At 69.2% G+C, this 15,537-nt stretch carries 13 protein-coding genes and 1 pseudogene; 13 read left to right on the top strand and 1 reads right to left on the bottom strand.

Annotated elements, in window-relative coordinates; all coding sequences use genetic code 11:
* Positions 1-310: Uma2 family endonuclease (locus R5W23_RS20475; protein ID WP_320687892.1), on the bottom strand; the 310-nt coding region annotated here is incomplete at its 3' end.
* A gap of 323 nt (positions 311-633) precedes the next feature.
* Here R5W23_RS20475 and R5W23_RS20470 point away from each other — a divergent pair.
* The 13 genes and pseudogenes from R5W23_RS20470 to R5W23_RS20415 all read left to right on the top strand — a co-directional run bounded on the left by R5W23_RS20470 (position 634) and on the right by R5W23_RS20415 (position 15,251).
* Positions 634-1,620, top strand: a complete 987-nt coding sequence (locus R5W23_RS20470; RefSeq protein WP_320687891.1) for an aldo/keto reductase — start codon at positions 634-636, stop codon at positions 1,618-1,620.
* Between the two features lie 134 nt (positions 1,621-1,754).
* Positions 1,755-2,420 (top strand): cytochrome c3 family protein, encoded by a 666-nt coding sequence (locus R5W23_RS20465; protein ID WP_320687890.1) that lies wholly within the window; start codon positions 1,755-1,757, stop codon positions 2,418-2,420.
* Between the two features lie 82 nt (positions 2,421-2,502).
* On the top strand, positions 2,503-5,988 hold the full coding sequence (locus R5W23_RS20460) for a 4Fe-4S dicluster domain-containing protein (protein ID WP_320687889.1): 3,486 nt from the start codon (positions 2,503-2,505) through the stop codon (positions 5,986-5,988).
* On the top strand, positions 5,985-6,365 hold the full coding sequence (locus tag R5W23_RS20455; RefSeq protein ID WP_320687888.1) for a hypothetical protein: 381 nt from the start codon (positions 5,985-5,987) through the stop codon (positions 6,363-6,365). Before R5W23_RS20460 ends, R5W23_RS20455 begins: the two co-directional genes overlap by 4 nt.
* 73 nt (positions 6,366-6,438) lie before the next feature.
* A pseudogene (nrfD, locus tag R5W23_RS20450) lies at positions 6,439-7,836 on the top strand (NrfD/PsrC family molybdoenzyme membrane anchor subunit); the annotation flags it as partial.
* Positions 7,822-8,529, top strand: a complete 708-nt coding sequence (locus R5W23_RS32760; RefSeq protein ID WP_407936153.1) for a DUF3341 domain-containing protein — start codon at positions 7,822-7,824, stop codon at positions 8,527-8,529. The pseudogene nrfD and the gene R5W23_RS32760, both read left to right, overlap by 15 nt.
* Positions 8,530-8,589: 60 nt before the next feature.
* The gene (locus tag R5W23_RS20445; protein ID WP_320687886.1) at positions 8,590-9,621 is read left to right on the top strand and encodes a c-type cytochrome; all 1,032 of its coding nucleotides are present in this window, start codon (positions 8,590-8,592) and stop codon (positions 9,619-9,621) included.
* A 30-nt stretch (positions 9,622-9,651) separates the two neighbouring features.
* Positions 9,652-10,929: a hypothetical protein gene (locus tag R5W23_RS20440; protein WP_320687885.1), complete on the top strand. Its 1,278-nt coding sequence runs from the start codon at positions 9,652-9,654 to the stop codon at positions 10,927-10,929.
* Positions 10,930-10,964: 35 nt separating this feature from the next.
* Complete coding sequence (locus R5W23_RS20435) at positions 10,965-11,348, top strand: hypothetical protein (protein WP_320687884.1); 384 nt, start codon at positions 10,965-10,967, stop codon at positions 11,346-11,348.
* Positions 11,345-11,668, top strand: coding sequence for a cbb3-type cytochrome oxidase assembly protein CcoS (gene ccoS, locus R5W23_RS20430; RefSeq protein WP_320687883.1), 324 nt, complete (start codon positions 11,345-11,347; stop codon positions 11,666-11,668). The genes R5W23_RS20435 and ccoS overlap by 4 nt, the downstream gene beginning before the upstream one ends.
* A gap of 319 nt (positions 11,669-11,987) precedes the next feature.
* On the top strand, positions 11,988-13,442 hold the full coding sequence (locus R5W23_RS20425; protein WP_320687882.1) for a cbb3-type cytochrome c oxidase subunit I: 1,455 nt from the start codon (positions 11,988-11,990) through the stop codon (positions 13,440-13,442).
* Positions 13,443-13,560: 118 nt separating this feature from the next.
* Positions 13,561-14,379, top strand: a complete 819-nt coding sequence (locus R5W23_RS20420) for a cbb3-type cytochrome c oxidase subunit II (protein ID WP_320687881.1) — start codon at positions 13,561-13,563, stop codon at positions 14,377-14,379.
* A complete protein-coding gene (locus R5W23_RS20415) occupies positions 14,376-15,251 on the top strand; it encodes a c-type cytochrome (RefSeq protein WP_320687880.1) in 876 nt (291 codons plus the stop codon). The genes R5W23_RS20420 and R5W23_RS20415 overlap by 4 nt, the downstream gene beginning before the upstream one ends.
* The last annotated feature ends 286 nt before the right edge of the window (positions 15,252-15,537 follow it).

The following is a 15,537-nucleotide window of genomic DNA, read 5'->3' as shown; positions in this document are numbered from 1 at the left end:
CGATATCGCCTTTCGGCCATTTGTCATCCGGCAGGCGCCCCGCGACGATGACAGCGGCGTCCGGCTTACGGACCAGTTTCGGCTGTTTAGGGAAGCACCGGAACCCGGTTTGCGAGCCGAACGCGATGCCGCTTTTGGTTCGCACGCAGAACTGGTCCAGCAATCCCCCGATCCGAAGCGCCACCTTGTCCGACTCGGCGCCCATTTCCTTTTCCTTGAGCCGGCCGTCGATCAATTCGTAGCGATCCCCGCCCGGCATTGCGAGCAGGTCGTCGGGTTCCAGCACCGCCGGGATCGCGTTGTGCGTCATGTGTCGCTCTCCGATTCACGTCGGCGAATTCTATCGTCCGTCCTGATCTGTTGTAAAGCGTGACGAACGGCGCCCGGAGTCAATTCGCTCCCCGGCGCGCAAGGGCGGGCGGCTCGCGGCCGCGCCTGCGGCGACTTCGTATCGTTCTGAGCACACGCTCTTGACGCGGAAAGGGTCGCTATGAACAAGCTCGCCAAGCACGCCGGGCTCGTGCTGTTTACCATTTTTGGGGTGCCGCTCATTATCGTGACCCCGTTCCTGCTGTTCGGGTTCATCGGCAAGCCGTGACCGCGGGCGCCCGCTCATTCAGACGAAAGGCAGTCATGACGCACCGCGATTTCGACGGGGCCTCCGTATCGGAAGTGGGGCTCGGGTGCTGGCAGATCGGCGGCGACCAGTGGGGCGACGTGGCCGAGGCCGACGCGATTGAGGTGCTGCGTGCGTCGGCCGACGCGGGCGTCACGTTCCTCGACACCGCCGACGTGTACGGGGCCGGGCGCAGCGAGGAACTCATCGGCCGGTTCCTCAAGGGATACCCGCGCGAGCGGTTCTTCGTCGCATCGAAGTTCGGCCGGTTCCCGCGCCCCGGGTGGCCCACCAACTTCGAGCCGAAGACGATCCGCGAGCACACCGAGAACTCGCTCAAGCGGCTCGGGGTCGAGCGCCTCGACCTCACGCAGCTCCACTGCCTGCCGATGGAGCAACTGAAACGCGCCGAGGTGTGGGACACCTTGCGCGGGCTCAAGCAAGAGGGTAAAATCGCCCGCTTCGGGGCCAGTGTGGAGTCGGTCGCCGAGGCCGAAGAGTGTCTGAAGCAACCCGACTGCACGTCGCTGCAAATCATCTTCAACATCTTCCGGCAAACGCCGGAAACCAGCGGCTTGCTCGACCGGTGCCGGCGGCGGGGCGTGGCGATCATCGTGCGGCTCCCGCTCGCCTCCGGGCTCCTGGCCGGGAAGTACACGCCGCGAACCACATTCGGGCCGAACGACCACCGCACCATCAACCGCAACGGCGAGAAGTTCAACGTCGGCGAGACGTTCGCCGGGCTCGGCTTCGAGACCGGGCTGGACATGGTCGAGAAGCTGAAGCCGCTTGTGCCCGCCGGTTACACGCTGCCGCAGCTCGCGCTGCGCTGGTGTCTGGACCACCCCGCGGTCACGACGATCATCCCGGGCGCCCGGAACCGCGCGCAGGCCGAAGCGAACGCCGCCGCCAGCGCTCTGCCGCCGATCGCGCCCGAGGCGCTGGCGCGGCTCCGCGAGTTCTTCGTTGCGACCGTGAAGCCGGCGGTGCGCGGGCCGGACTGATCCGAGCGAAATTTTTCTCGCACCCGTTTCTTGCCGCCGTACACTCAGGTTCCGTAGCATAACGCTACACTTGTGAAACTTTTCACAAAGTCGCGAGGGCGACCCGTGCCGGTCGCCCCGGCGGAGGCGAGTGCGTGCCTGCGATCTTCCCGCGATCACTCGACGGTTACGTCCGCCAAGGCGCTATTGGTCTGGCGGTGGCGGCCGCGCTCGCCGCGACCGGGTGGTACTACTACGCGCTGCCGAGCTACACCCGGGTCGGCTTCACGCCGGAGCAGCCGGTGCCGTTCTCACACGAGTTGCACGCCGGCAAGCTCGGAATGGACTGCGCGTACTGCCACCAGTCCGTGTGGGACTCGCCGCACGCCAGCGTGCCGGCCGCGCAGACGTGCATGAACTGCCACAACCCGAAGAAGGCGAACGTGAAGGGCGCCAGCCTGCTGCTCGCCCCGGTGCGCAACAGCTACGACACCGGCCGCCCGGTGGAGTGGAAGCGGGTCCACAAGCTGCCGGAGTACTCGTACTTCAACCACGCCGTTCACGTGAACAAGGGCGTGTCGTGCGTGTCGTGCCACGGGCAGGTGAACGAGATGCCGGTGGTGCGGCACGACAAGCCGCTCACGATGGGCTGGTGCCTCCAGTGCCACGCCGACCCGCACGCGCACCTGCGCGACGTGAAGGACGTGACGAACCTGAGCTGGAAGCCCCCGCCCGGTAAGACGGTGAACGAGATCGGCGCCGCGATCCAGAAGGACCTTCAGGTCGCCCCGCCGATGCACTGTCAGGCGTGTCACCGGTAAGTGAGGCGAGCGGCGCGGCGCAGAGCCCGCCGGTGCGTCGGACCCAAACCGGCGGGCTCTGCGCCGCGCCGCTCACGAGCACATGACCGAGCGAACCGACTACCCCCGCAGCTCCGAACGCCGGCCCGGCGCGCCGGCCCCGGAGTTCCCCGGCTTCGCGAACGTGTTCGAGTCCGCGGGCGAGGCGGAGCCGCTCGACGATCACCCCGCGGAAGCCGGCATCAACCGCCGCAAGTTCCTCGCGCTGTCCGCCGCCACCCTGAGCGCCGCGACGCTAGCCGGGTGCCGCCGCCCGGACATCCAGATCCTCCCGTTCTCGGCCGTCCCGGACGACCAGATCGGCCACGCCGTGCCCGGCAAGCCGACGTTCTACGCGACGAGCCTCCCGCGCCCCGGCGGCGCGCTGCCGGTCCTGGTCGAGAGCCACGACGGGCGCCCCACCAAGGTCGAGGGGAACCCGCAGCACCCGTGCAGCCTGGGGAGCACCGACGCACAGGCGCAGGCGACGGTGTACGACCTCTACAGCCCCGACCGGCTGATGTCGGAGAAGTGCCCCGGCGTCATGGAGGGCAAGGCGCCGCGCAAGTGGGAGGACTTCGACCGCTTCGCCCGTGCCACAACTGAGAGCCTCTTGGCGGACAAGGGTAAGGGGTTCGCGATCCTGACGGAGCAGGTCCCCTCGCCTTCGCTCCGGGCCTTGCGTGAGGCCCTCAAGGCGAAGCTCCCGCAGGCTACTTGGTTCAGCTACGAGGCCGCCGACACCGGCGAGGCGCTGAAGGGCGCGGAGATCGCGTTCGGGGCGAAGCTCGTCGCGCGGTATCGCTTCGACCGCGCGGACCTCGTCCTTGCGCTCGACGGCGACTTCCTCGGCAACGAGGGCGACCACGTTTACCAATCACGCGGGTTCGCGGCCAAGCGCCAAGACGAAGCGCACATGAACCGGCTCTACGTCGTGGAACCGACGTACACGGTCACGGGCACGATGGCCGATCACCGGTTGCGCCTCGCGGCGTCGCAGATCGGCGCGTACCTCGTTGCCCTCGCGAAGGAGTTGAAGGCCGCGCACGCAAAGGCGCTCAAGAAGCCCGACGCGCTGCCGGACCGCTTCCCGGCGGCGCCCGAGTTCCCCGAGAAGTGGGTCAAAGCCGTCGCGAAGGACGTTGCCGTGCACGCGGGGCGTGGGCTCGTCGTCGTCGGCCCGCGCCAGCCGGCCTGGGTTCACGCCCTCGCGCACGCGATGAACGAGGCCCTCGGCAACTACGCCGCGGGGCTCACCGAGTTCCGCGACGCGCCGCCCGAACACACCGACAAGACGCTCGCGGAACTGACGACCGCGATGGCCGCGGGGCATGTGAGCACGCTGCTCGTTGTCGGCGGCAACCCGGCGTTCAGCGCCCCCGCCGACCTGAAGTTCGCAGAGGGGCTCGCAAAGGTCGCGAAGAAGCTCCGGCTGGGACTCTACTACGACCACACCTCGGAGCTGTGCGACTGGCACCTGCCGCTTTCGCACCCGCTGGAGAGCTGGGGCGATGCCGAGGCGGGTGACGGCTCGCTGTGCTGCGTGCAACCGCTGATCGCGCCGCTGAACAGCGGTAAGAGTTCGGCCGACGACGCGGCCCCGCCCGCGCGCGGCGGGCGCACGGCGCTCGAAGTGCTGGCCCTGCTCGCGCAAGCACCCGGCGCCGACGGGAAGTCCGTCGGGTCGTTCTTCGCGGCCCAGAAGGCCGGTTACCACTACGTTCGTAAGGCGTTCGGCGACCGCAGCGGACTCGCGCCGACCGCGCCGAACTTCGACACCGAGTTCAACCGGTACAAGCAGGTCGGCTTCTTCCCGGTCGATGCCGAAAAGGCGAAGGCGCTCGGGTTCGCGAAGGCCGACGAGAAGGCGCCCAAGCTCAAGAGCGTGACCGCGAATAAGGCGAGCGTCGCCGCGGCGCTCGCGGCGGTGAAGGCCCCGGCGGCGCCGAGCAAGGACGCACTGGAAGTCACGTTCCGCCCGTCCTACGCGCTGCACGACGGCCGCGGCGCGATGAACCCGTGGCTCCAGGAGATGCCGGACCCGATCACGAAGCTGGTGTGGGACAACGCGGCGCTCGTCAGCCCCGCGACCGCGCGCGAGTTCGGCCTGTCCACCGGCGACGTGGTGCGGCTCGACCGCGACGGCCGCGCCCTGGAGGTGCCGGTGTTCGTGGCGCCGGGGCAGGCGGACCGCTCCGTCGCGCTGAGCTTCGGGCACTTCGGCGAGATGCGCATCGCGCACGTGCCCGACGGCGGCGGCACGAACGTGTTCCCGTTCCGCACGTCCGACGCGCTCCACACCGTCACCGGGGTGAAGCTCAAAAAGACCGGGCGCACGGCGGATCTCGTCGTTACGCAGGAGCACGGCGTCATACCCGAGGGCCGCGACATCGTCCGCGAGACGATCGCGCACGCCGATCACGGGACCGCTGGCGACGCACACACGCACCAGCCCCCCGGCGGACACGGGCCGAAGCTCGGCCTCGCGCCGGACGCGCACCTGACCGAAGAGGCGCTCAAGAAGCAGTTCCAGGGCGGTTACGGGAACAAGCAGCAGAAGCCGGCGCCCGCCAAGGAGAAGCAGGAGCGGTTCCCGCTCGACCTCGCCCGCCCGGAACTGCTGGACAGCCAGTTCCAGTGGGGCATGGTGTTCGATCTGTCGGCCTGCACCGGCTGCTCGGTGTGCGTGATCGCGTGCCAGGCGGAGAACAACATCCCCGTCGTGGGTAAGCACGAGGTGAAGCGCAACCGCGAGATGCACTGGATCCGCATCGACCGGTACTTCTCGGCGCAGGACGGCGAGACCGCCGACGCCGACCCGCGGGTCGTCTCGCAGCCGCTCGCGTGCGTCCACTGCGAGGCCGCGCCGTGCGAGCAGGTGTGCCCGGTGAACGCCGCGGTCCACAGCCCCGAGGGCCTGAACCTCCAGGTCTACAACCGGTGCATCGGCACCCGGTACTGCTCAAACGCGTGCCCCTACAAGGTCCGGCGGTTCAACTGGTTCGACTTCAACAAGCGGCGGCTGGACGAGCTCCGCGTCCCGACCCCGCTGGCGAGCGGCGGCGCCAGCTTCACCGACAGCGGCGTGCCCGAGACGCTGAAGATGCAGAAAAACCCCGACGTGACCGTGCGGATGCGCGGGGTGATGGAGAAGTGCACCTACTGCCAGCAGCGGATCGAGCGCGGCAAATACGGGGCGAAGATCGCCGCCGCGGAGGTGGCGCAGGGCCGGCGCACGATCGAGCTTGGCGAGACGCTGAAGCCGGGCGCAGCGGCGTCGGGCTACTGCCGGCCGAAGTACCCGGCGGCGGCGGGCTACGACCTCGACGCGCAGGGCCGCGTGATCGTGCCCGACGGCGTCATCGTGACCGCGTGCGAAGCCGCGTGCCCCACGCGGGCGATCACCTTCGGCAACATGCTCGACCCGCACAGCCGGGTGAGCAAGCTGAAGGCAAAGGAAGCGGACTACCTGCTGCTCGGCGAGTTGAACACGAAGCCGCGCACGAGCTACCTGCCGCGGGTGCGGAACCCGAACCCGGACATGGTGTGACGTACGCAAAGCTCAGGGCGTGGTGCGAGTGCCGGGCGGTCGTGATCGCCTGCGCCGCTTGGGCCGGGGTGCCCACCTGCTGCCTGGGCACCTTCGGCGATACGCTCGCCAAGGACCCGGCCGGCCCGCTGTTCTGGATCGTTAACGCGGGTGCCGGGGGTACGATCGGCGCGGCTGGAGGGCTCCTCGCGTGTGCTCTCGTGCGTCCGAAACGGGCGCGCAAGGTGTCGGCGGGGCCAACCGCCGTGCCGGCGGTGGTGAACGAGCGGCGAAGGGTCCGCGCGCTTCGCCGCCTGATCGGAATCCCGCTCGCGCTGCTGGGAGCGGTGATTTGGCTGTTCTGGATCTCTGAAGCCGTTCGCGGCCCGATGCGGTGAACGGCCGCTGTCGGGCAACGGGTCGGAGCGCTGAAATCGGTTCCGGGTGAACAGAACCCATTTGGTCCGCGAGATGACTACCGCTACACACGAGACGCACGACACGCCGCACGGGCCGACGTTCCCGGACCCGCTGCCGCGCATCCCGCTCGTGTGGGGGCCGGCGGACTACGACTCCGTCTCCCGGCAGGTGAGCGAGATCACCGAGAAGCCGCAGCCGTACTGGTGGTGGCCGACGCTGCTCCTCACGTCCGCGCTCACGTGCGGCGGGGTGCTCGCGGCCACCTACCTCATCTCGACGGGCGTCGGGGTGTGGGGCAGCAACGTCCCGGTCGCGTGGGCGTTCGACATCACCAACTTCGTGTTCTGGATCGGCATCGGCCACGCCGGCACGCTCATCAGCGCGATCCTGTTCCTGTTCCGGCAGAAGTGGCGCACGTCGATCAACCGGTTCAGCGAGGCGATGACGATCTTCGCCGTGATGTGCGCGTTCATCTACCCGGGCATCCACGTCGGCCGGTTCTGGTACGTGTGGTTCTCGATCCCGCTGCCCAACGCGAACCACATCTGGCAGAACTTCCGCTCGCCCCTGCTGTGGGACTTCTTCGCGATCTCGACGTACTTCACGATCTCGCTGATCTTCTGGTACATCGGGCTGATCCCGGACCTCGGCACGCTCCGCGACCGCGCGAAGAGCCGCGCCCGGCAGATGGTGTTCGGGGTGCTCGCGCTGGGGTGGCGCGGCAGCACCCGGCACTGGCGCCACTACGAGGTCGCGTACCTGATGCTCGCCGGCCTCAGCACCCCGCTGGTGCTGAGCGTCCACTCGGTCGTGAGCTTCGACTTCGCGACCTCGCTGATCCCGGGCTGGCACACCACCATCTTCCCGCCGTACTTCGTCGCGGGGGCGATCTTCGGCGGGTTCGCGATGGTGCTCCAGGTGATGATCCCGGCCCGCGCGGTGTACAAGCTGGAGAACATGGTGACGGTCAAGCACATCGACGTGATGTGCAAGTTCATCATGGCGACCGGCACCATCGTGGGGTACGCGTACTGCATGGAGCTGTTCATCGCGTGGTTCTCGGGCAGCCCCTACGAGTGGCAGACGTTCAAGAACCGCGCGTTCGACGGCGACTACACCTGGGCCTACTGGGTGATGATGACCTGCAACCTGTTCATCCCGCAGGTGTTCTGGGTGCGGTGGTGCCGGCAGACGCCGTGGTTCGTGCTGCTGGTGGTCACGTTCGTGAACGTGGGCATGTGGTACGAGCGGTTCGTCATCATCGTGCAGTCGCTGCACCACGACTTCCTGCCCGGCTCGTGGGGGCAGTTCCACCCGACGTGGGTGGACTGGCTCCAGATGATCGGCGACTTCGGGCTGTTCTTCACGCTGGTGCTGCTGTTCCTGCGGGCGCTGCCGATGGTGGCGATGGCGGAGGTGAAGGGCGTGCTGCCGATGGCGAACCCGCACGGGACCGTGCCGGCCCCGGGGGCGTACCTCAAGGGAACGGACGGCACGTACCCCACCGCGGACCACGCGATGGCCGCGGCGTTCGGCCCGCCGTCGCAGCCCGTCACCGAGGTGAGGCCGCACCCCGAGCCGGTGCCCGCGTTCGTCCCGACGCCGGGCGGCACGGGCGCCCCGTGGGGCGCGGTCGCGGAGTTCGCCAACGGCGCGCAACTGCTCGCCGCGGCCAAGGCGGCGCTGGCCGCGGGGTACACCCATTTGGATGCGTGGACCCCGTTCTACGTCCACGGGATGAAGGAAGCGATCGGCCGCACGCGGAGTCGGCTGCCGGTGTTCACGCTCGCCGGCGCGCTCACCGGCCTCACCGCGGCGGTAGTGCTCCAGTTCTACCTGATGGCGTACTACTACCCGACGGTCGTGGGCGGGAAGGAGTACCGCTCGTGGGAAGCGTTCGTGCCGGTGTTCTTCGAGATGACGATCCTGTTCGCCGGGTTCTTCACGCTGTTCAGCCTGATCGGGCTGTGCGGGCTGCCGAAGTTCTTCCACCCGCTCGACAGCCACCCGACGTTCGGCCGCAGCACGCAGGGCGGGTTCTTCCTGACGGTCGAGGCGAAGGACGCGAAGTTCGCCCCCGACCAGACGCGGGCCTTCCTGGAGTCGCTCGGCGGGAAGCACGTGGCGGTGGTGGAGGCGTAACGGCAACCCGCCCGCGCCGCCTCTGGGGAGAGGGGCTGGGTTCTTCGAGGCCGATGAAGCATGTACGGCGTTGACCCGAACCTGTTCATGAACGGCGTGCTGGCGGCGGTCCTCGCCACCGGCGCGCTGGTTCTCGTCGCGACGGTGCTGGCCGCGTGGCTCGGCTGCCGCGGGCGGGTGATGTCGTACCTCTACATGTTCACCGCCCTGTTCGTGACGTTCGGGGCCGTCGTGGGCGTGCTCGGGTTCCGCGGGCGTGGCAGCGACGCGCGGCCGTGGCACCTGTTCCTGGACATGAAGTACCAGGCGAAGTACACGAGCCAGGGGCAGAGCCGGTACTTCGCCGACGGGCGCAGCAGCCGCCTGCCGGTGGAGGGCACGGTCCCGTTCGACGGCACCGACTACGCCGCCGACGCCGGCCGGCACGCCGCGCCGAACCCGGACTTCCTGAAGGCCGACCCGCGCTACTACACCGGGGTCGCGAACGCCGCGGCCAAAGGCCCGGACGGTGCCCCGGCGAAGCCCGCATTCGTGACCACCGAAACGGCGGTGGCGCTGCGCTTCAAGCCGCACGGCCACTGGTTCGGCGTGCGCGTTGTGCCGCCAACGATCCCGCCCGAGAAGAGCGTCGAGCCGCGGCTCCGGGACCGCTGGGTCGGCGCCCGGGTGTGGCCGGTGAAGCAGTCGGCCGCGGTGACGGTCCGGTCCACAAAACTGAACGAGACGTACTGGGTCAATCACCTGCCGCCGACGGCCGTCGAGCGGGCCGGCGGGTGGGAGGCGCTGCTCAAGCGCGGGCAGGCGCAGTTCGACCGCCACTGCGCGGTGTGCCACGGCGCGAGCGGGCGGGGCGGTGGCGGCGAACTCGCTTACGGAATCGTCGGCGCATACGGGCTGAGTGTGCCCCCTGCGAACGTGGTCGCGCCCGAGATCCAGGCCCAGCCGGACGGACAGTTGTTCGGCACCGTGACCAACGGGAAGGGCGCGATGCCCGGTTACGGGCACCAGGTCCGGGACGTGTTGGACCGGTGGGCGATCGTGGCGTACGTGCGCGAGTTGCAGTTCGCCTACGGCAGCCCTGCGGTGAAGTGAGGTCGGCGGCGCCGCACACAGAGAAGGTCGATGAGTAGCGCGAGCATCAACAACGAAACGCACGGCGAGCCGCACCCGCTCACGTACCCCGCGGGGCTGCCGGACCGCGTCGCGCCGGTCGGCGACGCGCTCGGCCGCGCCGCTCGCGTCCTGGGCGCCGCCGTGCTGGTGTCCGGGGCGGCGCTCGCGGTTGGGTGGCGCCTCGACCCGAAACAGTTCTACCACTCGTACCTGTTCGGGTACGTGTTCGCCCTCGACATCGCACTGGGCGCGCTGTTCTGGACGATGATCCACCACGTCGCGGACGCCGGCTGGTCGGTCGGGCTGCGCCGGGTGTTCGAGAACATCAGCCGGGCGATCCTGCCGCTGACGGTGCTGTTCCTGCCGGTTCTCGTTGGGACATTTACCGGCGAATTGCACGCGTGGTATAGTTTCGTCCACGGCCAGGAGCCGCTGGAGGGGTACCTGAAGCACCTCTGGCACGTGAAGCACACGTACTTCGCCACGCCGTTCTTCCTGGCGCGGCTCGCGCTCTACTTCGCCGTGTGGGTCGGGTACTCGGTGGCGATGCGCCGCTGGTCCACGAAACAGGACGCGGTGGGCGGCGTGGCCCTCACGCGGACGATGCAGTGGTGGGCGCCGTCCGGCGTGGCGCTGCTGGGGCTGACGAGCAGCTTCTTCGCGTTCGACGTGCTGATGAGCCTCCAGTACTCGTGGTTCAGCACGATCTACGGCGTGTACTTCTGGGCCGGCGGCATCCGCGGCTCGCTCGCGACCGGCGTGCTGCTCGTGCTGGCGCTCCGCGCGGCCGGCTTCCTGCGGAACACGATCACCGTCGAGCACCTGCACGACGTCGCGAAGATCATGTTCGGGTTCACTGTGTTCTGGACGTACATCGCGTTCTCGCAGTACTTCCTGATCTGGTACGGGAACGTGCCCGAGGAGACGCAGTTCTACCTGCTGCGGCGCAACGGGGGCTGGTACACGCTATCGATGCTGCTGCCGATCCTGTATTTCGTGGTGCCGTTCTTCATGCTGCTGCCGCGGGCGCACAAGCGGTCGCCGTTCTGGCTCGCGGTCGCCAGCGCGTGGATCCTCGTCATGCACGCTTACGACCTCTACTGGCAGGTGATGCCGGTGCTGCACCAGGACACGGTCCACTTCCACTGGCTGGACGTGGCCGCCCCGGTGTGCATGTTCGGGGTGCTGCTGCTGTCCGCGGTGTGGGGCTTCGCGCGGCTTCCGCTGATCCCGATCCGCGACGCCCGGCTGAACGAGACGATCGGGTACGAGAACGAGACGCCGTGAGCGGCCGGCGCGGCCCCGACACACGAGACCATACGATGTCCGACACACCCGCCTCCGCCGATCGGTCGCCGCGCTTCCCGTTCGTGACGGTGGGGGCGGCGCTGGGCGTGCTGTTCGCGTTCCTGTTCCTCATGTGGCTCGTGACCACCCGCGAGAAGGAGGCGGACGCCCAGCGGGCCGCCGACACGAAGGCCGAGCCGAAGCCCGACGCCGCGACCAAGCTCGACGAGGTGAAGGCCCGCAACGAGGCCGCCCTCAACGGGGTCGGTGCGAAGATGTCCCGCGACGAGGCACGCGGCAAACTGCTCGCGCGGCTGAAGGGGCCGGGCGACACGATGCCGTTCCCCGTGCCCGAGCCGGTCCAGCCGGCGGCGCCGAAGAAGGACGAGCCCAAGAAGGACGCGAAGGAGAAACAGTGAGCGCGTTCCACTCCGCACTGTTCGCTGCCGGGGGCGGGGCCGCCGAGGGCGCGGCGGCCGGGGGCATGAGCCCGACCGACGTCGCACTGTTCGCCACCGTGATCGGCTCCATGCTGCTGTTCGGCGGGGCCGCCGTGCTGGCGCTGAGCTGGGCGTTCCGGGCGGGGCAGTTCGACAACTTCCAGCAGGGCGCGCGGTCGATCTTCGGGCCGGACGAGCCGATCGGCGAGGGGACGGACGCGTTCCCGGGCGCGCGGCCGGCCGAAGCCGACCTCGCGCCGGAACCGGTTTCCGTGACCGGGCCGCCGGCCCGGCGGTGAGTGACGGGGGGCGCTGGGGCGCACAGGGCTCCCGCCCTGTGCTACGCCCGGCGACCCCTCCGGGGTGCCAGACCAAGGCACAAGAGCAAAGTCAAAAGGCAAAGAGGATGCAGCGCTTTTGTCTTTTAACTTCTTTTCCGCCCCGGAGGGGCCGGCGGGCGTAGCACAGGGCGGCAGCCCTGTGCCCAGAGGCGCCGCGAGTGGGCGCACAGGGCGAGAGCGGCGTGAATGGATGCACAGGGCTCCCGCCCTGTGCAGGGCTGGGTGCCCAGCGCCGGCGATCCGGGCGAGAACGCGATTTTTGGGAGACCGATGCGACATGGCCGCGACCGCTGAGCTATCCCCGTACGACCGCGCGAAGTCGGCCGCGGAGCGCGCCGCGATCGACGCGTCGTGCCGCGGCCCGGTGCTGTTCTTCGCGTCCGCCGCGGTCCTGTGGCTGCTGGTCGGGTCGCTGCTGGCCCTGGTGGCCTCGGTCAAGCTGCACAGCCCGTACTTCCTCACCGGCACCGCCGAGCTGACGTTCGGCCGCGCCCGGATGGCGCACCTCCAGGCGGTCGCGCTCGGCTGGGCCACCCTCGCGTCGATGGCCGCCTGCCTGTGGCAGATGTGCCGGCTGTCCCGCGCCGAGCTGCCGTACCCGAAGCTCCTGTACCTGGCCGGCGCGCTCTGGAACGTGGGCGTGTGCATCGCCGTGTTCGGCGTGCTGCTCGGGGCCGGCCAGTCGGTCGAGTGGCTGGACGCGCCGCCGGCCGCGGCCCCGTTCTTCGTGACCGGCCTGGGGATCGTGTCGGCGTGGGTGGTGGCGGTGTTCCGCCGCCGCCGCGAGGCGCACGTGTACGTGACCCAGTGGTACATCTTCGGGGCGGTGTTCTGGTTCCCGTGGCTGTACCTCGTGGCCCAGTTCGTGATCTTCTGGATGCCGGTGACCGGGGTGGTGCAGCCGATCGTGAACTGGTGGTTCGGGCACAACGTGCTCGGGCTCTGGTTCACCCCGATCGCCGTGGGCACCGCGTACTACCTGATCCCCAAGATCATCGGCCGCCCGGTCCACAGCTACTACCTGAGCATCATCGGGTTCTGGTCGCTGGCCCTGTTCTACGCGTGGGCCGGGATGCACCACCTGATCGGCGGGCCGATCCCGGCGTGGCTGGCCACCGCCAGCACCGTGGGCAGCATGATGATGATCATCCCGGTGCTGGCGGTGGCGATCAACCACCACATGACCATGCTGGGCCACTTCCACCGGCTGCGGTACAGCCCGGCCCTGCGGTTCACGGTGTTCGGCGCGATCTCGTACACGCTGGTGAGCTTCCAGGGCTCGCTCATGTCCCTGAAGTGGTACAGCGAGACGGCCCACTTCACGCACTACATCGTGGCGCACGCCCACTTCGGGGCGTACGCGTTCGTGACGATGATCCTGTTCGGGCTGTTCTACTACATGGTCCCCCGGCTCACCGGGCGGGAGTGGGTCAGCAGCCGGCTCATCCGGGTCCACTTCTGGTGCACGTCGATCGGGATCACCGCTTACGTGGTCGGGCTGTCGGTCGGCGGGTGGTGGCAGGGGGTGATGATGAACAACCCGGACGTGCCGTTCGCGCGCATCGTGCAGTACACCCAGCCGCACCTGCTGGGCCGGTCGCTGGCCGGCGTGCTGCTGACCGTGGGGCACCTGGCGTTCGCGGTGTCGTTCGCGGCGAACGTGGGCGGGTGGGGCCGGCGGCGCTCCAGCGGCCCGACGCTGTTCGCGCAGCCGGCGGGGCAGAAGACATAAGAGCGTTCACCGCAGAGGGCACAGAGGGCACGAGAGAAAGACAAAGAATTGAGTAACTCTCGTGCCCTCTGTGCCCTCTGCGGTGAACGCTCTTCTCTGTGTTTTGAGGACGGGAACGATGGACCGCGGGATGGTGATCTTCCTGGGCGCGCTGCTCACGTTCTCGTCGAGCTGGCTCGGCCTGATCGTGTTCCCGTACTGGCAGTTGGGGAACGAGAAGCCGTACCAGAAGAGCGAGGGTGAGGACCCGTACCCGCGGCCCCTGTCGGGCGCCGAGCTGGCCGGCATGAAGGTGTACCAGCACAACGGGTGCATGTACTGCCACACGCAGCAGGTGCGCAGCGCGCGGTTCGGCGGCTGGACCGACGCCGACGGCGTCGAGCGGACCGGGGCCGACATCAAGCGCAGCTACGGGCTGCGGCGAACCGTCTCGCGCGACTACATCTACGACAACCCGACCATGCTCGGGACCATGCGCACCGGCCCGGACCTCGCGAACATCGGGGTGCGGAACCCGTCCGACGCGTGGCACCACACGCACCTGCTGAACCCGCGGTCGGCGAACGTGTGGAGCGTCATGCCGTCGTTCCCGTTCTTCTACACCCGCGAGAAGGTCACCGGGGCGCGGAGCGACCGGGCGCTGGCGCTGGGCCGCGAGTGGACCGTTGACCCCGGGTACCGGTGGCGGCCGAGCGACGGCGAGTGGGCCGACATCGTGGCGAAGCGCGGGCCGGAGCTGGTGGCGCAGTACACGGCCGGGCGGGCGGAGTCCATCGACATCTCCACCGCGGACGGGAAGAAGCGGCTCCTGGAGTTCTGGCTCACGACCCCGGAAGAGGACTACCAGGTGGTGCCGAACGCCGACGGCGACGCGCTGGTCGCGTATTTGCTCGCACTGCGGAAGGCCGAAGTTCCGCTGCCGGAGGCGAAGGAATGAGCGACACCAACCCGACCAACGCCCCGGTCCGCACCGACGCCCCCGTGGTCCCCACCGGCGGCGACTCGGTCCAGGACCTGCACCGCGCCCACATGGCGCAGATGAACGACCCGGTGATGCTCACCGCCGACGGCGTGGACGACACCGCGGTGGACGAGCCCGGGGCCGGCGGCGCGGACTCGGTGCAGTCGATGCACGACGTGCTGATGCGCGAGCAGGCCGAGCCCCGCGACGGGTTCGAGCCGGTGCCGTTCTGGGTGGCGGTGGTGTGCGGCGCGCTGCTCATGTGGGGCGGGTTCTACGTCGGCTCTAACTCCGCCGACTTCCGCGCCGACGTGTTCGACGAGCCGAACCCGGTCGCCACCCCGGTGGCCGGGCCGGTCACCGACCCCGACCCACAAACGGTCGAGGAGCTGAAGGCGATCGGTGGGCGTAAGTACAATGCCATCTGCGCCGCGTGCCATTTGCCGGAAGGGGTGGGCAAGCCCGCGGAGAACATCCCGCCGCTCGACGGGTCGAACTGGGTCACGGGCGACCAGTCGTCGCCGGCGCGGCTGTCGCGCATCGTGCTGTACGGGCTCAAGGGGAACATCGAGGTGAAGTCCCCGCAGGTGCCGCGCACGGCGTGGGGCGCCGCCGCCATGCCGCCGCACGCGGACCAGCTCAAGGACTACGAGATCGCGGGCGTGCTGACCTACGTGCGCAACAGTTGGTCGAACAAGGCCGACCCGGACGACAAGAAGCCGGCGATCACCGCCGCGACGGTCCGCGCCGCCCGGGCGAAGGACGGCAAGCGCGACTCGGTGACCGCGGCCGAGCTGCAAGAGAAGTTCCCGAAGGACTACGCCGACCCGCCGGCGCCGAAGAAGTGACCCGGCTTTCGGTTGGTCTTCAATCGGATCTTAGTCGTTTTAAGTTCGAGCTGCGGAGCGTGCCCTGGTTCTCGGTGTGGCCCGCTCACTCCGTGAGCGGGTGCTCCGGGTGTCGGATGTGCGCGGCGCGCCACGACCACGCCGGCCCCCGGAACGGACTTGGTGCGCGGGGCACCCGCTCACGGAGTGAGCGGGCCACACTCGCGGGCAGAGTCGCAGACGGCGCCGGTGCCCCGGTTCTCGGTGTGGCCCGCTCACTCCGTGAGCGGGTGCTCCGGGTGTCGGA

The organism is Gemmata algarum (assembly GCF_034097035.1).
In the GTDB taxonomy this organism is placed as follows: Bacteria; Planctomycetota; Planctomycetia; order Gemmatales; family Gemmataceae; genus Gemmata; species Gemmata algarum.
The sequence above is the reverse complement of the archived record's forward strand: the minus strand, read 5'-3'. Positions and strand labels throughout refer to the sequence as shown.